The following is an 18,766-nucleotide window of genomic DNA, read 5'->3' as shown; positions in this document are numbered from 1 at the left end:
ACACGATCCTGGGGCGCGGTGCCTGGTTATTCATTGCGTCCTGGGCGAGTTTTTCGTAGCTGGCGTTGACGGGGTTCTCAGCCATGGTCGGCCTCCATCAGGACGTTCTGGTGCTGGCGCAGGAAGGTCGCCAAGGCATGGCTTCGGGCAGGCAGGTTGGTGACTGGGTCGAGTGCGCGGTGCAGGGTTTTAAGCAGCGGATTGAGGTGGTAGAAGCGACCGAAGCTCGCCGCCAATAACAGGTGGTGTGTCAACAGCACCAGGCTGGTACGCGCCACGCCGTGCAGCTCATCGGTAGGCAGCGGCACGGGCAGCCCCATCTCCTGGTAGATCCGGTACTCGTAGGCGGTCAGCGCCTTGCGCTTGATGGGAGCCAATCCGAGAAACTCGCAGGCATCGGCTTCGTACAACATGAACAGCTGTAGGACCTCCGCCGCCTTGAGCACGCCGCGCAAGGCCGCTAGTCGCTGAAACGCCGACCAGATAGCGTCGTGACCGAGTTTTTCGCTGGGAATGGACAGGATGTCGAGGGTCACCTCATGCATCGAGCACTGCACGGACTCAAGCTGCCGACGCAGCTTGATCGCGGTATTGACCGCCATGTCCAGGCGCACGTCCTGTTCCATGCCTGGGTCTTCGAGGATGAGAGCAACCTGTGCGTAGGTCGGATCACGTTCCCAGTGCAGCCCCAGCAGGACACTCAAGGTGATGTGGCTGCTGTACGCCTTACCCTGATCGTAGCCGGCGGCTGTGGCATCAACGCCAGCCTGGTTGACCAAACCTTGTATGCAGTCCGGCTTGCTGGGGATGCGGGGTATGACGGCTGCCAGGGTCTCGCACAAATAGCACGTCAGCCTGCGGTTCGCCTGTTCGCGCTCGATGCGCTCCATCGCGCTTAGGTTCAAGGTGTTCAGGGGCATCAGCTTTCCCCCTTCGCCGTCACTTCATGCCAGACCAGACAACCATCGAATGTGGCAGCGCTGTCGCCTTGCTGTTCGAACAGGGGTTGCACCCGCCGCGACAAGCCGCTGTGTGGCCCATGAAAATACAGTGCTTCAATGCCGCCCTCGGCAAACAGTCGTGCCAGGGGTTCTGGGGCGTGAGAGAGCGAGGCCACGTAGGTGTGCAGCGCGTCCGGATGGCCCAGGCGCAGGAAAAAGAAACGGCCCTGATCTTCGAACTTGCTGAAGCGTCGCAGGTGTTGCCAGAGCTCCGGGAAAGGCCGTCGGCTGAACAGCCAGGTCAAGGCCAGCCTGTCGTAGTGTTCGCCCAGCCAGTCATCAAAATCGCTGCCCCGCTCGACCTGGCACAGGTACGGCGCATGTTGCTCCAGGCCACTGAGCGATTCCAGACGCCACAGTGAACGGTGGGCGACGCCATGGAACTCCAGGCGGGCGAGCAGATTGCGCTCGGCCGATGCTTCGACCAGAACGAAAGCGGATGGGCTGTTTGCAGGCCTGAGCAGGCCAAGGTCATCGAGGTGTTGATAGGCACTCATGCTTTGTCCCCCCTGGCGAAGGGGCACTCTTCGATCAACGCAGAACCTTGGTTGATCGCGGCCTCAATGGCTTGGACCTGGTCACCGGCGGGGGCGACGATGCTCACGTTGCCCTTGAGCCGGATGTTGGGCGCCTCCAGGGTGATACCGCTGGCATCGAGCACGATCTTTCCTGCCGGCCCACGAATCAGAATGCGCTCGGTACCTTGCAGTTGATATTCCCGGGTCAAGGTGCGCAGGGCCGTCCTGGCTTCGATGGACTGCACGCCCTCTATCACGATTTTTTCGTTTTCACCGACAGTCACCCAATGGCTGGCGGTGATGTCTTCCTTGAGGGTGTTTCCGATCTTGCGGACTTCGTTGCGATCAATGGTGATGAACACATCCTGACGGATGTGCTCCTTGCGATTGCGGCTGACCGTATTGGTTTCGTCTTGACCGATGGAGGTGATGCGATCACGCACCACACCAATAGTCTGGTCATTGCCAATAGAGACTGTCTCGTCGTTATTGACATGGATGGTCTGGTCTTTCTGTGCGTGAACGTAGATCTCTTCCTGGCCTTTGCGGTCTTCGATGCGCAACTCGTTGTAGCCGCCTCCGCCTGGACTACTGTTGCTTTTGAACACGCTGCGCGTTTTGTTCGCTGGCAGCGGATAGGGCACGGGAGTGTGCTGATTCGGTACGCAGCCGGTCACCAGGGGCTGCTCGGGATCACCACCGATAAAGCTCACCAGCACTTCCATGCCGATCCGCGGGATCACCACGTGGCCAAAGCCTTCACCGGCCCAGCTGGTGGCCACCCGCACCCAGCAACTGGAGAAGTCGTTGCGTTCGCCTTCGCGGTCCCAATGAAACTGAATCTTTATCCGCGAGAATTCGTCACACCAGATTTCTTCGCCCGCAGGACCGGTCACCAGCGCGGTCTGGCTGCTCAGTCGCGGCTTGGGGGCCGGCTCTTGGGGGCGGAAGAATGTTTCGCTGGGGATGGCGCTGAAGCGGTTGCGGTAGCCCTGGGTGAAGCCGCCGTGGCGCTCGTCGCTGGTGACCGACTCCTCCAGCACCTGCGGTTGGCGACCCTCATGTTCAACGCTCACCAGCAGCCACATCTGGTTGTATTCGCTGCGTGGGTGTTCGCTGAGGGAGACCAGATGGCCGCAGCGCAAGTTCGACAGATCACTTTGTCCCTTGGCCAACTGGTAGTCGGCGCGGTGACCTTCGAGGGCGATCTGGCTCAACTGCTTGCCCACCGCGCCGGTGCTGTAGCGGCCGGGGTAGCGATAGTCTTCCAGCTCCGGGGTGGTTTCGCTGCGTGCCCCGGTATGCAAGGTGCTGGGCACCGGATCGAGTGGAGCGCCGCTTGAGGCGCTGCGCGGATCGGGTTTTTTCAGGTTGTAGTCGCGACGCACCACCTGGCTGGTGCGGGTGCTGAAACGCACCGCGAAATGGTTGACCACCGGGTCTTCGGCGGCCAGGCCGCTGTCCTGCTGATAGCGCGCGGTGGGCAGGATCGGGTAGTCGGTCTGGTTGTCGGAAAACACCAGCAGGTGCTGGTCGAGGCTGTGTTCGTGGTGCCAGTGAATGCCGTCTTCAAAGCACAGGCGTTGCAGAAACTGGAAATCCGTCTCCCCATATTGCACGCAATACACCCTGGGTACTGAAGGCTTGGGAGCGATGTTGAAACGGTATTGGTCGGCGAGTATGCCGTGCTCCTTGAGCACCTTGGCAATGATCTGCGGCACCGTCAGGTTCTGGTAGACCCGCTGGTTGTGACGGTGCTGCAACTGGTACAGGTGAGGGCGCAGGATCAGTTGATAGCGGGTCATGCGCTTGCCGCTGTCGCCGATTTCGATGTCGTCGATCAGGCCATGGATGCCTTCGCCCTTGAGACCGAACTGTAAGAACGCCGGCTGGTTGAGCAGGCTCTCCAGATCGACACGGGGGTTGTCAGAAACCAGTTCGATGTGGATGGCATACAGCTCGCTGATGGCTTCGCGACCCTTAAAGGCCAGCACCTTGAAGTCGTGGCGAACGGCTGGGATGGACAGCACGAAATGCGCAGTGTCGGCCGGCGCGAACATAGGCTCATCCTTAAGCGTGAGAGAGGCCAGACCCGCGCCGTACCTGGCCCGGGTGCAAAGTGGCGCTCAACCTAGCAAAGGGTGCAACGAGGTTTATATGGGACTGGTCTGGAAAATTATTTGAAATTTCTGGCTTGATGTTGACGTTTTCGATGACGAAGCCTCGTGTGGAGCAATCGCCCCACCAAATGTGGAGTCACACATTCCTTAAAGTTTTTCGGCCCAGTACGATCGCTTGGCCGGGTAAAATTGCCGGTTCGTTGATTTAGCCTGAGTGGATGTCATGCAAAGCCGTATTGAAATGAACGACTCCAAGGCGCGTTACGGCGCGGTCAGTCGTGGGTTGCACTGGGCCATGGCGCTGGCCTTTGCCTGGATCTATTGCTCGACCGCCGCCCATTACCTGCTGGAGGATTCGGCACTGGACAAGTTCCTCTGGCCGACCCACAAGCAAGTCGGGCTGCTGTTGATGGGGCTGTTGCTGGTGCGGCTGCTCTGGAGCCTATTGAACCGCCATCGGCGCCCGCCGAGCCTGAACCTGGCCGCGCGTCTGGGGCATGGGCTGCTGTATGCCGGGATGTTCGCCATTCCGTTTCTCGGGCTGCTGCGCCAGTACGGCTCCGGGCGAGCGTTTTCCGCCTTCGGGCTGCCGGTAATGAGCGGCTTCGAAGGGCCGAAGATCCAGTGGATGACCGACCTGGGCAACAGCTTCCATAGCCTGCTGGGCTGGACCTTGCTGGTACTGATCGCCGGTCATGTGGCGGCGGTGATCCTGCATTGCGTCAAAGGCCAGGGGCATATCCTGCGGCGCATGGCCGGTCGCACGACCTCGGCTTGAGTGATCGTCCGAGCAGAGAAAACCCCGTCTTCTAGAGAAGGGCGGGGTTGTTTATCCACAGTCCGCCATTGGGCTGTTCAAACCTTACAAGTGACTCAACCTTTGCAGGAAGCAGAATGATGAAAAAAATAGCCGTTGTCGTTTTTAGTGGCGGGCAGGACTCAACAACCTGTTTGCTCCATGCACTGCCGGTTTATGACGAAGTGCACTGTATTACGTTTGACTATGGTCAGCGTCATCACGCGGAAATTGAAACGGCACAGAGACTGTCCAAACAATTGGGGGCGACAGTTCACAAGGTACTGGACGCTTCGTTGTTGAATGAGTTGGCGATCAGTAGCCTTACCCGGGACAATATTCCCGTTCCGACGGTAAACAGTTCCGGTGAAAGCTTGCCGAGCACTTTTGTGCCAGGAAGAAATATTCTATTTTTAACTTTGGCTTCTATATATGCCTATCAAGTAAAGGCTGAGACTGTCATTACCGGTGTGTGTGAGACGGACTTTTCCGGTTACCCCGATTGTCGGGACGAGTTCGTGAAAGCCTTGAACAAGGCCCTTGAATTGGGAATGGAGTACCGGCTGCGCCTTGAAACCCCGTTGATGTGGCTAAACAAGGCAGAGACTTGGGCGCTGGCGGACTACCACAACCGGTTGGAGCTGATTCGTGAGCAAACACTGACTTGCTATAACGGTGTCATTGGAAGTGGTTGTGCTAATTGTGATGCTTGCAACCTTCGTGCAAGAGGCTTGAACAGTTACTTGGAAAATAAAGCCGAAGTGATGAATAGCTTGAAAAGCAAAATGGCTCTGAAATAAAGATATAGATGTCGGCTCGCCATTGCTATTCAACACTGCACCTGTTTTTGACACAGGTGAGTGTTGAATTCAATGGCTTAAGCTGACGGGGTGTTTATCTAGCTATCTGGCTATCGGTGACGTATCTCTTGAATAGTGATCGCGCACCATAGGCAGGCAGAATGTTGAAAAAGGCAAAGCATACTTTGATCGCGATCTGGACATAGATCATGCTCAGGATATCGTTGTTCTGCATTGCTCCATAGAAAGCAATGTAGCAGAACAGGAAACTATCGATAATCACTGCAAACAAGGTGCTCAAGAATATACGCAGGAAGAGAAATCTAGAGTTTGTCAGTTCTTTTATCTTGCATAGTAAGTATGAGTTTACGTTTTCCGAAACCAGGAAAGAGACGGAGGATGCAATCAATACAGAAGTCACCTGAATGATGACGTCGTTATAAGGCTTGTCGAGCTTCCAGTCAGGCAGTCCAGGGAGAAAGGTCGAAGCATAAAGTAGGATGATGATCATTGCGTTGCTTGCAAATGCAAAGAAAATGGCTTTTCTTGCAAGCCTGAGCCCGAAGTTTTCGTTCAGCAGGTCAACGATCAAAAATGTCAGGGGATAAAGAAAGGTGCCGGGAGTGATGATGATATTGAGCGACTCCAGATAGATTGGCTTTGTCGCAGCAATACTTGTGAAAATATAGAACGTAAAAAGTAGTAGGTTCAGGATGATATAAATCATCCATGAGTTTTCGTGACGGTCATTCAGGTCGTAGGCAGTAAGTGCTCCTCCTTGGGAATAGAATTTTTTATATAGGTTTCTGATTTCCATTTTGTTCAGGTTGTCCATTATTTCGCTGTTCAATACTTCGCTCAGCTTTATTTTGATGACCTTGCCCGTGGCGATAATCATGATCACGGCTAGGCTCTTATTGTTTTCAAAGCCCAATAGTTTATATTTGCTATTCTCGATTTCACTTTCAAATGCTGTCATTGAATCGCTCCTCGATGATGTCTCCCACAACGCACATATCATCTGAGCTTGAGCACGGAGTGTTCACGATTAACAGCTTGTTTGTCAGCCTGTCGTAAACGAGTTTTTCCTTGTCGTCTGTCGATGACCCTTTTTGCACGATCAAGAGATCGCCAGGTTCATTCATGTCACGTATTTCATTCTCAAGCAGCACTGCTATCAAGTTGCAAGATGTGCCGAAATAATAAGTCAGCGGATAAAGCGTGGCCAGTTCGCCGATGCGTCTATCGAGATTGGCGATCAGCAGACTTTCCTTGATGATTGGCACAGCGGCGGGATTCATGTTGCCTTGAGGTGAGATGCTGCTTTCGATGATCTCCTTTTCCTCAAAGTCGATAGTTTCTATTTCTTCGTAGGAAACACCGAAGAAGTCGGAAATTTTTCGAATAGTGGACTGCTGTACATTAGTAACCTTGCCTTCCAGGATGTTGTATATGGTCGTTCTGGTCAGGCCACTAGCGTTGCACAAAGACAGTTGCGTCTCGCCGCGACTTTTTATCAGGTATTTTATATTGCTCTTCAAATACTCTGTTCTTTCTCTTTTGTGCATCAAATGCTCACCATTTCCTTATAGTCGTCAGGCATTGAGACGTTCATAGAAGTTGTGCCGTGCACGGCGCTCGACATATCTAATGCCAAGCGCTGGGCTACTGCCGCGAAAGTGGTCAGGTTAGTGTTTGATTTTTACCAATTCGCTACTACTCCTTTAGTCAGCCTGCATCCGTCCTGGGTTGCTCTGCTGTTGGTATGTGGGGCGATCAAATCGTGGGGGAAATCCGATTCGTGAGGGCCCGCGGTGGGTAAGTGTTACATGCGTCCGCCAGGGGAATAAAGCCCCAAAATCTGTCGTCTTGCTCCTCGTTGCTGGGTATTGAGCAGCAGCGCAGTGTTGATGTTTTCAGCTCAAGCAGAAAAGCATCATTTAATTTGGAAAATGTTTAATTCTTTGATTAATTTTGTTGCGCCTTATAGAGTCTGACGCCGAGGCTTGGATAAGCCCGATGCAGGCAAACGAACGTGATATCCAGGAAGCGTGCTGTCGTTCGTGGCGCGCAACACTCAAGGAAGGGACACAGAACAATGGCAGCTGACACTGAACCACTCAGGACCCAGGCCGACTTGCTGCGACGCGGTTTGGCCGATCTGCGAACCGAAGATGCCGAGCTGGCAAACATCCTCGATGCGGAAGTCACGCGTCAACATCACACGCTGTCGTTGGTTTCATCCTCCTGTGCCGCCGGCCCGCGGACCTTGGCCGCTTCGGCCTCGGCCCTGGTCAACGTCACTCTGGAAGGCACCCTTGGCCGACGTCATCACCCCGGGTGCGGGAACGCCGACCGGGTCGAGTCGCTGGCGATTCGGCGGGCCCAGGCGCTGTTCGGTGCGCAATACGCCAGTGTGCAATCGCATTCGGCCTCCAGTGCCGTTTACCAGGTGCTCACGGCCCTGGCCGAGCCCGGGGATACGATTCTCGGCATGGCCCTCGACCACGGTGGGCAGCTGACTCACGGCAGTGCGCTGGCTTTCACGGAGGCCCATTACAAGGCCATCCGCTACGGCACCACGTCCCTGGGCAGTATCGATTACCAAGAAGTGCGGCAACTGGCGTTGGCCCATCGTCCGCGGATCATCCTCTGTGGTGCGACGGCCTACTCGCGAGTTCTGGATTTCCAGCGCTTGCGGGCCATCGCCGATGAAGCCGGGGCGCTGCTGCTGGCGGACATTTCGCACATCGCCGGGCTGGTGGCCACCGGGCGCCACCCGAGCCCGATCGACGCGGCGCACGTGACCATCACCTGCACCCACAGGCAACTCGGAGGGCCTCGTTCAGGGCTGATTCTTTCCGGACGGGACGCCGACACCAAGGTGCCCGGGCTGCGCTCGACCTTGCGCCGTATCCTCGATCAGGCGGTGTTCCCGGGCATGCAGGGAGCGCCCATGGTGAACATGATCGCCGCCAAGGCGGCCGCCCTGGGGCATGCCATGTCTCCCCAGTTCGATGCCTACATGGGGCGGGTTCGCGACGCGGCGGATGAAATGGCCTGCGCGTTCATGGCTCGGGACTACGAGGTCGTGGGCGGGGGCACGGAGAACCATTCGATTCTGTTGCGGTTGCGGGGAGGCATCACCGGGGCCATCGCTGAGTCGGCGCTGGAAGCCTGCGGCATCATCGTCAACAAACTGCGCGCTCGGGGGGAAACCCGCTCGTCCTTTGTCGGCAATGGGCTGTGCATCGGCAGCGGCTCCGTCGCCCAGCGTGGCCTCGATCCCCAAGGCTGTCGCCAGGTCGTCGATCTGGTGTGCCGGATACTGGACAAAGTGACGCCCCTTGGCGAGCAGAGGTACCAGCTGGATCCCGTGCAGCAGGAGCAGTTCCGCCTGGAGGTGGAGGCTTTGTGCTTGAGGTATCCGATTGCGGATTACCGGGATAGCTGAGGAGCAGGCCAAGCCCCGACTTCGCTGTGAAGTACGGGGCTTTTTCTTGGCGGCTGGGGGAGGCTTCGCGAGCAAGCTCGCTCCTACAGGGCCGGGTTACAGCTGTTGTTGCGTGCTGTAGCCTTCGAATGCGGTCTGTTGCTGGATCGCGGTGATGATGTTCTTGCGGGTCGCTTGCTGCTCGTTGCCGTTCTTGTCGAGGAACATTTCGCTTTCCAGCTCCGCCTCATCGCCTTCGCCGACAAAGCTGAAACCGAGGAATTCGAAGGCTTCACGGTCGACGTTGGCCTTGGAGCGCGGGCGCATCGGCAGGGTGACGCTGATGCCGTCCTTGCTGATGGCGAACACTTCCATTTCCTTCTTCGGCCGCGCCTTGCTCTTGCCGCCGCTGGGGTTGCTGATGGCCTGGTGCGTCTGGTTCAGCACTTTCAGGGCCAGGCCGTAGACCAGCTCCTGGAAATCCGGGTCGTCCTTGTAGCTGGAGAGAATCCGGCTGATGGGGAATTTCTTGCTCAGGTCTTCCAGGGCGGCCAGATCGGCGGCTTCGGCGTCTTTGAGTTGCTTGAGCTGGCCCATGAGTTCATAGGCGGTGTCGTCGTCAAAGCGGTCGTGGGCCTGGCGAATCGCAGCACGCAGTTCGCGAATCTGGTCACTTTCTTTCGAGCTGTGGAAGGCGTCGAGCACCATCTCGCTGATGGTCTTGGCCTGGGACACGTGCTGGGAAAGATGAATGGCGTTTTCGTATTCGGCCTTGTTGGACAGGGCGATCACGGATTCTTCGGTGTTGGAATCAGGCATTGAACATCCACTACTTGGTTTAACAGGTTTGAGGCGCGAAAGGCCCGGGGGGCATTTTCGGGGGCGCCTAATCTATTGGACCCGGACCCTAATGTCACGGACCAAGCGACCCGCCCAGCAGGACGGTCCCTACAGACCGGTTTGCACAGCGAAGATTCCCCAGTGCCCGGAGGGCATGGCCGCGCGGCTTTCAGGCGTTGAGCCGCAGTTGCTGGAAGTTGCGGTACAGCTTGAGTGCTCGCCCGCAGAACAGACCAACGGTAAAGCCTGCGGCGGCGCCACTGATAGCGAGCATCTGCACGCTGGCGGCCTGTTCGGGGTGCACGGCGGTTTGGTAGCCGATCCAGTATTTCACCGCGAAGAACAGCAGCGAGATGGCGAGGATCTTCAAGGTGCCAGGCACCAGGATCGCCTCGCCGCCGGACTCCAGTAGCACGCCGGCGCTGGAGAACAACAGCAGCGCCAGCAGGCTGCCGAGTGTCGCGCCGCCGGCCCAGGCGCTCAGCGCCAGCAATGGGTGATCGCCAAGGTTCACCGAACACAGCGACCAGACCAGCAGGATCGCCGGTGTCAGCAGCAGCGAACGGCGGCTCTCGCGAGTGGTGGCGAGGGCGCGCAGGCCGTAGTAGCAGATCAGGGCGAAGACCGCATACACCCACATGGGGGTGCCTTGGAGGATATCGAGCATCTGTAGCGTCCTTGCTTCAGCGGAAAATGAGCGCTCCATGGTGCGCTTTGTACTCGCCTACGTGAAGCCTCCGCCCTCGGCACAGCTCAGCGCAGCCGCTTGCGCCTGAACACTTGCTGCTTGAAGCTCAGTGCACCTGCGTATCGCTGACCCCAGCCTCCAGTTCCTGGCGCAGATCGCTGCCCCGGCGGGCGATGAACACCAATTGCGCGGCATGTTCGGTGGGCTGGTCGGCGGCCAGGGTGAACTGACTGCGGTTGCCCACATGCTGCAACCAGTAGGGTTGTTCATTGCCCTCCAGGCGCACCAGGCCCTTGAGGCGCAGCAGGTCGGCGGGCAGGCGCGCCAGCCAGTCGCGCAGGGCCTTGGGCTGCAGCGGTCGCGAGCTTTTCCACACCCAGCTTTCGAACAGTTCGTCGTGGGCCTGGGGCAGGGCCTTGAACAGCACTTCGGTGGAGCGCACCGGCGGCGCCAGCAGCAGCTCGGGGGGCAGTTCGGCCTGCACCGTGTCGAACACCGGGGCACGATGGCCGAGGCTGGCGCGAATGCTCTGCAACTGCTCGGCGCTCACCAGGTCGGCCTTGTTCAGCAGCACCCAGTCGGCGCAGGCCACCTGGGCCCGGGACAGCCGGGCCATTTCCCCTTCCAGGCTCTGGTAGCCGCTGGCGTCCACCAGGGTGATCACCGCGTCCAGGTGCAGGCGGTTGCGCAGTTGCGGGTAGCCGATGGTCTGCACGATGCGCTGCGGATCGGAGACCCCGCTGCACTCGATGACGATCCGCTCCAGGGGCGGGCGCAGCTTGGACAGGCTCACCAGTTGCGCCAGCAGGTCCTCCTGCACGGTGCAGCAGATGCAGCCGTTCTGCAGGCTGTACACCGCGTCGGTGACCTCGGCAATGATCGCCGCATCGATGTTCAGTTCGCCGAAGTCGTTGACGATCACCGCCAGCCGGCCGCTGTCGGCGCGCTGCACCATGCGGTTGAGCAGGGTGGTCTTGCCGGCACCAAGAAAGCCTGCGACCACTGTGACCGGGATGCTCGGGGTGCTGTTCATTGTTCCTTGCCCTCGATCACCGGCGGCAGGCCTTCCCACACCGCTTGCATTGGCGTGTCGCTGAAGGTGCCCTGGCGGTCGTAGACCAGTTGCCCTTCGACGAAGGTCAGTTGCACCTGGGTGTGGTGGATGTAATTGCGCGCGCCCTGGGCAAACAGGTCGCGGTCGAGGACGATCAGGTCCGCCGACTTGCCGGCCTCCAGGCTGCCGGTCAGGTGTTCCAGGCCCATGGCGTGGGCGCCGTTGAGGGTCGCCACTTGCAGGGCCTGTTCCAGGCTGATGGGGTCGCCGAAGGTGTCGGGTTCCTGGTTCCACGGGTTCTGCCGGGTGACCATGGTTTCCAGGGCCAGCCACGGGTCGATGGACGCCACCGGCCAGTCGGTGCCGAACACCGCGATGCCGCCGGCCGCCAGCACGCCCTTGAAGTCATAGATGCGCTTGAGGCGCTCCTGGCCGTAGCCGGAACGCGCACCGCTGGCGAAGGGCGTCGGATACCAGGCCGCCGGGGAGAACTCGGCGATCACGTCCAGGCTCTGGAAGCGCTTGAGGTTGCCCGGGTGCAGCAGGGTGCTGTGGGCGCATTGGTGGCGGATGCCACTGTTGCCGTTGCGCCGCCGGGCTTCGGCCACGGCGTCGAGGAACACGTCGGAGGCGCCGTCGCCGGTGCAGTGGGCGATCACCCGCAGGCCGCGCTTGTCCATGTCCACCACCATGTCGGTGATGTGTTCCGGGGTCAGGTTGAGCTTGCCGCGCCAGCTCGACTCTTCCGGCCAGGGGGTCAGCAGGTAGGACGACTTGGGCTCCACGGTGCCGTCGAAGTGGAACTTCACCGCGTTGGCATTCAGGCGCGCGCTGCGATAGAAATGCCGCTCGCCGCTGAGCAGCTCCCAGCGCCGACGCACCGGGAAGATATCGTCCTGCCAACTGATCGCCGCCTCCACCCGCAGGGTCAGCTCGCCGGCATCGTCCAGTTCCTTGAGGGCTTGCAGGCGGTTCTCGCAGACGTGCACGTACTTGGTGGCGGTGACCCCGCGAGAGGTCTGGAAGTGCACGCCATCGCGATAGGCACGGCGCAGCACCGACACCGGAGTCGGCGGCATGGCGGCGTGGATCAGGGCGTAGGCCCCGTCGATCAGCAGGCCGTTGGGCTCGCCGGTCAGTTCATCGCGTTCCAGGTAACCGTTGCGCGGGTCGCTGGTGTGGCGGTCGATACCGGCCAGTTCCAGGGCTTTGGAGTTGACCATCATGGTCCCCCACATGCGGTCCAGCAGGGCCACCGGACGATCCGGCATGACGCTGTCGAGCCACTCGCGGCCCGGGGTCAGGCCGGCTTCGCGGAAGGTGTAGCGCACCCAGTACTGGCCGTAGATCCAGCCGTCGCCGGGGTGACTGTCGGCGTAGGCATGAATCGCCGCCGCCAGTTGCTCGGGAGTCGGGTCCTCGATGCCCACGTCCAGGTCGTCGGCGTAGCGCGGCGCCAGGGCCAGGTCCGGGTGGGTGTGCATGTCGTGCAGGCCGGGCATGCAGAAGGCCCCGTCCAGATCGTGTTGGCGGGTGTTGGGCCCGATCAGCGATGCCAGGGAGGCGAGGCTGCCCACCGCGATCAGCTTGCCCTGGCGGATCGCCACGGCATCGGCCCAGGGCTGGGCCGGGTCGAGGGTGTACATCCGGCCGTTGTGCAGCACCAGTTCGGCGTATTGATCGACGGCGCTATGGGTGGAGTTGAATTGGTCGGAAGCGGTCACGGGGTCAACCTCTCAAGCAGGGGGCCCTTCAAAGGTGGGCAGAAAAGTGGGCGACAAGCTCAGTTGCATTCTTGTTGTGCGGGCTAATGTGGCGAGGGAGCTTGCTCCCGCTGGGTGGCGTAGCCACCCCAATGGCCGCGACCGCGATGGCCAGGCCTTTACGACTGCTTCGCAGCCGAACGGGAGCAAGCTCCCTCACCACTAGCGGGCTGTTGTTTAGCGTTGTGCGCCCAAGGTTTCGACAAAGCCGGCGATGCGCTGGCAGGCGTCCTTGAGCACCTCGTCGGCGACGGTGAAGGAGATCCGCACAAAGCCCTCGGCGCTGGCGCCAAAGGCTTGGGCGTCGAGCACCGAGACGCCGGTGGCGCGGAACAGCTGCCAGGCGAAATCCATGCTCGACAGCCCGGTGCGGCGCACGTCCACCAGCATGAACATCCCGGCTTCCGGCTCGCGGCAATCAAGCAGTTGCACCGACTTGAGTCCGGCCACCACCAGGTCACGGCGCCGGCGATAGACCTCGCGGGCACTGCCGATCACTTCTTCATCCAGCTCCAGGGCCTTGAGCGCGGCTTCCTGGATAAACCCGGGCAGGCCGTAGAGCATGCACAGCAGCAGGTTGTCCAGGTGCCCGACCAGGGCGGGCGGGGCGATCACCCAGCCCACGCGCCAGCCAGTCATGGCGTGGGTTTTTGACAGGCTGTTGAGGATCACCGTGCGTTCGGCCATGCCTGGCATTGAGGCGATGCTCAGGTGCTCGCGGTCATAGGTCAGTTGCCCGTAGACCTCATCTGAGATCACCCACAGGTCGTGCTTGCGCGCCACCTCGGCCACGGCTTCCAGCTCCTCGCGGCTGTAGACGTTGCCGGTGGGGTTGCACGGGGTGGCCAGGGCGATGCCCCGGGTCTTGTCGGTGAGCGCGGCTTCCAGCGCGGCGGCGGTCAGGCGAAAGCCGTTGGCCGCCGGCTGCTGGACGCAGGCGATCTGCGCCCCGGAGGCATGCACGCAGGCCTCGTAGGTCAGGTACATGGGCTCGGGCACCAGCACTTCGTCGCCACTGCCGAACAGGCACAGGCAGGTGGCGAACAGGCCGTTCTGCGCACCGGCCACCAGGGCCACGTTGTCGGCGCTGACGTCGATGCCCAGCAGGCGCCGCTGCTTGGCGGCAATCGCCTCACGCAGGGCCGGGCGGCCTAGAACGTGGGTGTAGTGGGTGTCGCCTTGCTCCAGGGCGGCACTGGCGGCGGCGCTGATGCGTTCGTCGGTGGCAAAGTCCGGATCACCGACGCTGAGGACGATCACATCCTCGCCACGCCCGCGGGCCTCGATGGCCGCGTAGTGGATGTCCCAGGCGCTGACGGATTCGCCGCTGATGCGCTGAACGAAAGGTGAGTAACGCATGCTGTTCTCCTCACGGGCGTGGTTGCCCGCGCAATAAATGGGTTCAGGCCTGACGCTGGGGCCGCTGATGCTGCGAGGCGTTGCCCAGGCGTGCGCACAGGTGTTCGATGACAAAGGCCAGGACGATGTAGATCAGCGCCACCGCCAGCAGCGGTTCGTAGACCTTCAGGGTCTGGGCCCGCACCAGGTTGGCCGCGCCCAGCAGGTCGGTGACCGCCACGGTGGACGCCAATGCGGTGGCCTTGAGCAGCAGCACGCATTCCCCCACCAGGGTCGGGCGCACCAGCTCCAGGGCCCGGGGCAGCCAGACCCGGCGCAGGGTCAGCCAGTAGCCCATGCCATAGGCGCGGGCGGCTTCCAGTTCGCCGCGGGGCACGGCCCGCAGGCCGCCGCGCAGCACTTCGCCGACATAGGCGCCGACACTCAGGGTCAGGGCCAGGGCCACGTACCAGAAGCCTTCGCGCAGGTAGGGCCAGAGAAAGCTGCCGCGAATTGGCGGGTAGGCGGCGAACAGGCTGCCGACCCCGTAATAGAGGATGTAGATCTGCACCAGCAGCGGCGTGCCGCGAAACACACTGATGTAGAACTGCATGGGCGCGCGCAGCAGTGGGTTGCGCGACACCCGGCCCAGGCCCACCACCACCGCCAGGGCAAAGCCGCAGACTCCGCTCAGCAACAGGAGCTTGAGGGTGATGCCTAGGCCGCGCAGCAGCTCTGTGGAAAAACCGTTGATCCAGGAAAAGTCCATCCAAGCCTCCTAGTGCTGGGGCAGCCAGCGGTTGGTGCGACGTTCGAGCACGCGGAACAGGCTGCCGGACACCAGGGTGATGACGAAATAGAAGGCCGCGACCGCCAGGTAGAACACCAGGTAATGCTTGGTGGAACCGGCCGCCTGTTTGCCTACCGAAAGCAGTTCGCTGTAGCCGACGATGCTGATCAGCGCGCTGTCCTTGACCAGCACCAGCCACAGGTTCGACAGCCCGGCCATGGCGTAGGGCAGCATGCTCGGCAGCAGGATGCGCCGCACCAGCAGCCAGCGCTCGATGCCGTAGGCCCTTGCCGCTTCGATCTGGCCGTGGGGGATGGCCTGGATCGCGCCACGGATGATCTCCGCCGAATAGGCGCCCTGGACAATCCCCAGCACCAGTACCGCCGCGATAAAGCCGTTGACCGTGACACTCGGCCGGTCCATGGCGGCCATGGCCATGTTCAGCAGGTCGGTGCCGGCGTAGTACAGCAGCAGGATCAGCAGCAGCTCGGGCATGGCCCGGTACAAGGTGGTGTAGACGTTGGCCAGCTTCACCAGCCAGCGCGGGCCCTTGAGCTTGATCATCGCCACCAGCAGGCCGATGCCCAGGCCGAGGACGAAGGCCCCGGCGGAAATCTGCAGGGACACCAGCGCGCCCTGGGCCAGGGCGCCGAGCCAGCCGTCGGCGACGAACAGTTGGGAAAGGTCGGACAGAGAAATCATGACGTATCCAGTCAACGCCGGCGGCCCGCGCAAACGGGCGCGCCGGACGGCTTAGTTGGCAGAAATGTCGACGCTGAAGTAGCGGCTGCGGATCTTGTCGTAGGTGCCATCGGCCTTGAGCGAGGCCAGGGCGCTGTTGATCCGCTGCTGCAGGGCGCTGTCACCCTTGCGCAGGCCGACGCCGATACCGGAACCGAACAGCGGGTCTTTCGGCGCCAGGCCCTTGTCCGCCAGGCCAGCACCGGTGGCGGTCTTGAGGATCGGCTCGATGGTCAGCGCGTCGGCCAGCATCACGTCGATTCGCCCGCTTTGCAGGTCGGCGATCATGTCGTCCTGAGTGGTGTAGTAGCGCAGGGTCGAGGTCTTGCCGTAGTAGGTCTTGGCGAAGGTGGCGTTGGAGGTCGAGCCCTGCACGCCGATCAGCTTGCCCTTGAGGCCCTCGGGGGTGGTGACCAGCTCCAGGCTCTGGTCGGCGACCCACATGGCCGGGGTCTGGTAGTAGGGCGCGGAGAAATCGATGACCTTCTCCCGTTCCTCGGTGATGCTCAGGGAGTTGAGGATGGCGTCGATCTGGCTCGATTGCAGGGCCGGAATCAGCCCGTCCCAGGCCACTTCCTTGAGCGGGCACTGAGCCTGCATACGCTCGCACAGGGCCTTGATCAGCTCCGGTTCGAAGCCGCTCCAGTCGCCGTTACCGCTTTTCATCGAGAACGGCGGGTAGGGTTCCAGGGCGATGCCGAAGACGATCTTGTCGGCGGCCACGGCGTGGCTGGCCAATGCACTGAACAGGCAACCGGTGGCGAGCACCTTGAGCAGGTTTTTCATGGCTTTACCCTTTATCGAAGTTGTTGTTTTCAAGGATTGAAGCGGGACGTCAGACGCGGTTTTCCTGGGCCATGACGAATTGCCGGCAGCGTTCGCTGACCGGGTTGAGGAACACTTGCTGCGGTGGGCCTTCCTCCTCCACCAGCCCCTGGTGGAGGAACATCACCTTGCTCGACACATCGCGGGCGAAGGCCATTTCGTGGGTCACCAGGATCATGGTGCGGCCTTCCTCGGCGATGCCCTGGATGACCTTGAGCACTTCGCCCACCAGTTCCGGGTCCAGGGCCGAGGTCGGTTCGTCCATCAACAGCACCTGGGGGCGCATGGCCAGGGCCCGGGCGATGGCCACCCGTTGTTGCTGGCCGCCGGAGAGAAAGGACGGGAAGGCGTCGCGCTTGTTGGCCAGGCCGACCTTTTCCAGCAGGTGCTCGGCGTGGGCGATGGCGTCCTTGCGGTCTTCACCGAGGACATACACCGGCGCCTCGATGACGTTTTCCAGCACGCTGCGATGGGGCCACAGGTTGAAGCTCTGGAACACCATGCTCAGTTGCGTGCGCAGGCGCGCCACCTGGGCCGGGTCGGCGACCTGCGGGTTGCCGGCGCGATCGGTCTTCAGACGCACTTCCTCGCCATTGATGCGCAGGCTGCCGCTGCAGGGAATCTCCAGCAGGTTGATGCAGCGCAGCAGGGTGCTTTTGCCCGAGCCGCTGGAGCCGATCAGCGACACCACTTCACCTTCATTGGCGCGCAGGGCAATGCCCTTGAGCACGTGGTGATCGGCGTAGCTCTTGTGCAGATCATCGATCGCCACCACGGGATTGACGGAGTTGGGCTGCGATTGCAAGGGTCGACCCTCTTGTTATTGTGCGATGGCCGGGCAGTACCCGGCACAGGGTAGGGCTGGAGAATTAGCCATCGATGGCCTGGGGTCAATCGAGCATTTTTAGCCCGATGCGGTAATTTTTTTCAGCATTCGGGGATTTTTTCAGCGACGGACAAGGCTATTGCCGGACCGCGATTGCCGTTATGGTGCTGGCACTCGTTTTTTTGCAGTCGAGGCCTGATCGGTATGCGTTATCCCTCCATGACCGCCCTGCGCGCGCTGGACGCGGTGGCCCGCCTGGGCAGTGTCGCCGAAGCCGCCAATGAGCTGAACCTGACCCCCAGCGCCATCAGTCACCAGATCAAGAGCCTGGAGCAGACCCTGGGTTTTGCCCTGACCGAGCGCCAGGGCCGCAGCATTCGCATCACCTACCAGGGCGAGCGCTATGCCCGGGACATTCACCTGCTGCTGGCCAATATCCTCGAGGCCGGCCAGCGCTCTGACGGCCAGCAGGTCAGCGGGCGGCTGTGTATCAGCAGCCCGCCGGGGTTCGCCACCTATTGGCTGTGCACCCATATCGCCGAGTTCCAGGCGCTGTATCCCCAGGTCGAATTGCAGCTGGTTTCACCGCGCACGCCAGGCGACACCAGCGACAGCAGCGTCGATCTGTTCGTCGCCTACGGCATGGGCGACTGGCCCAACCAGCATGTGCAGAAGATCGTCTCCCTGCGCTATTTCCCGGTGTGCAGCCCGAGCCTGGTCAATGCCATGGGCGGTCTGAAAACCCTCGACAGCCTGGACCATGCCTTGCTGCTGCACATGATCGACTACTCCGACTGGCGGGTCTGGCTGGCGGCGGCCGGGGCGCCGAATGTCGATGTGCGCCGGGGCATCGTGTTCGCCGATGCGCATTTCGTGCAGTCGGCCTGTATTGCCGGCCAGGGCATTGCCATGGGCGACAACCTGATCAGCGGCGAGGCCCTGGCCAGGGGGCAGTTGGTGCAGCCCTTCGACACCGAGATCGAATCCAACCGCGGCTACTACCTGGTGGCTGATCTGCTCAAGGCCGAGCGCCCGGTGGTGCTGGCCTTCAGCGAGTGGGTCAAGTCGCAGTTGCAGGGCATCACCCGCCTGCACCCGGAACCCCGGCGCAATAGCAAAGCGTGAATTTTATTGAGCAATCGCGGCGATTTTTTTCGATTGTTGCCCCGCGGTTGCAGCGACTAATGTCCCTCGACATCAGCCGGGCGCAGGGTGTCGTCCGGACGCATAAGA

The 18,766-nt window shown here is 60.9% G+C and carries 18 protein-coding genes; 4 read left to right on the top strand and 14 right to left on the bottom strand.

Annotated elements, in window-relative coordinates; genetic code table 11:
• Window positions 1–77: 77 nt before the first annotated feature.
• Genes GWQ44_RS25250 through tssI form a run of 3 tightly spaced genes read right to left on the bottom strand, consistent with a single transcriptional unit; the run spans window position 78 to window position 3,579 of the window.
• Window positions 78–920, bottom strand: coding sequence for a hypothetical protein (locus GWQ44_RS25250; RefSeq protein WP_275928510.1), 843 nt, complete (start codon window positions 918–920; stop codon window positions 78–80).
• Window positions 920–1,498 (bottom strand): DUF4123 domain-containing protein, encoded by a 579-nt coding sequence (locus GWQ44_RS25245; protein ID WP_047305995.1) that lies wholly within the window; start codon window positions 1,496–1,498, stop codon window positions 920–922. Before GWQ44_RS25245 ends, GWQ44_RS25250 begins: the two co-directional genes overlap by 1 nt.
• A complete protein-coding gene (gene tssI / locus GWQ44_RS25240; RefSeq protein WP_275928509.1) occupies window positions 1,495–3,579 on the bottom strand; it encodes a type VI secretion system tip protein VgrG in 2,085 nt (694 codons plus the stop codon). Before tssI ends, GWQ44_RS25245 begins: the two co-directional genes overlap by 4 nt.
• A gap of 283 nt (window positions 3,580–3,862) precedes the next feature.
• On the opposite strand from tssI, the gene GWQ44_RS25235 reads away from it, so the two are divergent.
• Both GWQ44_RS25235 and queC read left to right on the top strand, forming a co-directional pair.
• Complete coding sequence (locus GWQ44_RS25235) at window positions 3,863–4,417, top strand: cytochrome b (protein ID WP_275928508.1); 555 nt, start codon at window positions 3,863–3,865, stop codon at window positions 4,415–4,417.
• A gap of 119 nt (window positions 4,418–4,536) precedes the next feature.
• On the top strand, window positions 4,537–5,235 hold the full coding sequence (gene queC, locus GWQ44_RS25230) for a 7-cyano-7-deazaguanine synthase QueC (RefSeq protein ID WP_275928507.1): 699 nt from the start codon (window positions 4,537–4,539) through the stop codon (window positions 5,233–5,235).
• A 94-nt stretch (window positions 5,236–5,329) separates the two neighbouring features.
• Here the strand turns inward: queC and GWQ44_RS25225 are convergent, their stop codons facing one another.
• Window positions 5,330–6,214, bottom strand: a complete 885-nt coding sequence (locus GWQ44_RS25225) for a queuosine precursor transporter (RefSeq protein WP_275928506.1) — start codon at window positions 6,212–6,214, stop codon at window positions 5,330–5,332.
• Window positions 6,201–6,803 (bottom strand): helix-turn-helix transcriptional regulator, encoded by a 603-nt coding sequence (locus tag GWQ44_RS25220; RefSeq protein ID WP_016964606.1) that lies wholly within the window; start codon window positions 6,801–6,803, stop codon window positions 6,201–6,203. Before GWQ44_RS25220 ends, GWQ44_RS25225 begins: the two co-directional genes overlap by 14 nt.
• A 530-nt stretch (window positions 6,804–7,333) precedes the next feature.
• On the opposite strand from GWQ44_RS25220, the gene GWQ44_RS25215 reads away from it, so the two are divergent.
• Window positions 7,334–8,689 carry a serine hydroxymethyltransferase gene (locus GWQ44_RS25215; RefSeq protein ID WP_275928505.1) on the top strand — a complete coding sequence of 452 codons (1,356 nt, stop codon included), beginning with the start codon at window positions 7,334–7,336 and terminating at the stop codon, window positions 8,687–8,689.
• Between the two features lie 96 nt (window positions 8,690–8,785).
• Here the strand turns inward: GWQ44_RS25215 and GWQ44_RS25210 are convergent, their stop codons facing one another.
• From GWQ44_RS25210 to GWQ44_RS25170, 9 genes are all read right to left on the bottom strand, one after another.
• The gene (locus GWQ44_RS25210) at window positions 8,786–9,487 is read right to left on the bottom strand and encodes a hypothetical protein (protein WP_275928504.1); all 702 of its coding nucleotides are present in this window, start codon (window positions 9,485–9,487) and stop codon (window positions 8,786–8,788) included.
• Window positions 9,488–9,677: 190 nt separating this feature from the next.
• Window positions 9,678–10,175: a DUF6622 family protein gene (locus GWQ44_RS25205; protein WP_275928503.1), complete on the bottom strand. Its 498-nt coding sequence runs from the start codon at window positions 10,173–10,175 to the stop codon at window positions 9,678–9,680.
• 127 nt (window positions 10,176–10,302) lie between these two features.
• Window positions 10,303–11,229: a GTP-binding protein gene (locus GWQ44_RS25200; RefSeq protein WP_275928502.1), complete on the bottom strand. Its 927-nt coding sequence runs from the start codon at window positions 11,227–11,229 to the stop codon at window positions 10,303–10,305.
• Complete coding sequence (locus GWQ44_RS25195; RefSeq protein ID WP_179599935.1) at window positions 11,226–12,974, bottom strand: amidohydrolase; 1,749 nt, start codon at window positions 12,972–12,974, stop codon at window positions 11,226–11,228. The genes GWQ44_RS25200 and GWQ44_RS25195 overlap by 4 nt, the downstream gene beginning before the upstream one ends.
• Before the next feature lie 216 nt (window positions 12,975–13,190).
• Window positions 13,191–14,372, bottom strand: coding sequence for an aminotransferase class I/II-fold pyridoxal phosphate-dependent enzyme (locus GWQ44_RS25190; protein ID WP_275928501.1), 1,182 nt, complete (start codon window positions 14,370–14,372; stop codon window positions 13,191–13,193).
• A 43-nt stretch (window positions 14,373–14,415) separates the two neighbouring features.
• Window positions 14,416–15,120 carry an ABC transporter permease subunit gene (locus tag GWQ44_RS25185; RefSeq protein ID WP_275928500.1) on the bottom strand — a complete coding sequence of 235 codons (705 nt, stop codon included), beginning with the start codon at window positions 15,118–15,120 and terminating at the stop codon, window positions 14,416–14,418.
• A gap of 9 nt (window positions 15,121–15,129) precedes the next feature.
• A complete protein-coding gene (locus GWQ44_RS25180; RefSeq protein ID WP_047305985.1) occupies window positions 15,130–15,843 on the bottom strand; it encodes an ABC transporter permease subunit in 714 nt (237 codons plus the stop codon).
• 51 nt (window positions 15,844–15,894) lie between these two features.
• Window positions 15,895–16,668: a transporter substrate-binding domain-containing protein gene (locus tag GWQ44_RS25175; RefSeq protein ID WP_016966680.1), complete on the bottom strand. Its 774-nt coding sequence runs from the start codon at window positions 16,666–16,668 to the stop codon at window positions 15,895–15,897.
• A gap of 49 nt (window positions 16,669–16,717) precedes the next feature.
• On the bottom strand, window positions 16,718–17,512 hold the full coding sequence (locus GWQ44_RS25170; protein WP_016966681.1) for an ATP-binding cassette domain-containing protein: 795 nt from the start codon (window positions 17,510–17,512) through the stop codon (window positions 16,718–16,720).
• Window positions 17,513–17,737: 225 nt separating this feature from the next.
• Here GWQ44_RS25170 and GWQ44_RS25165 point away from each other — a divergent pair, with 225 nt between their 5' ends.
• Window positions 17,738–18,658 carry a LysR substrate-binding domain-containing protein gene (locus GWQ44_RS25165; protein ID WP_275928499.1) on the top strand — a complete coding sequence of 307 codons (921 nt, stop codon included), beginning with the start codon at window positions 17,738–17,740 and terminating at the stop codon, window positions 18,656–18,658.
• Window positions 18,659–18,766: the final 108 nt, after the last annotated feature.

The organism is Pseudomonas sp. 3MA1, from assembly GCF_029237275.1.
Lineage (GTDB): Bacteria > Pseudomonadota > Gammaproteobacteria > Pseudomonadales > Pseudomonadaceae > Aquipseudomonas > Aquipseudomonas fluorescens_AP.
Note: the sequence above shows the minus strand (reverse complement) of the source record. Positions and strands in the feature narration are given on the sequence as shown.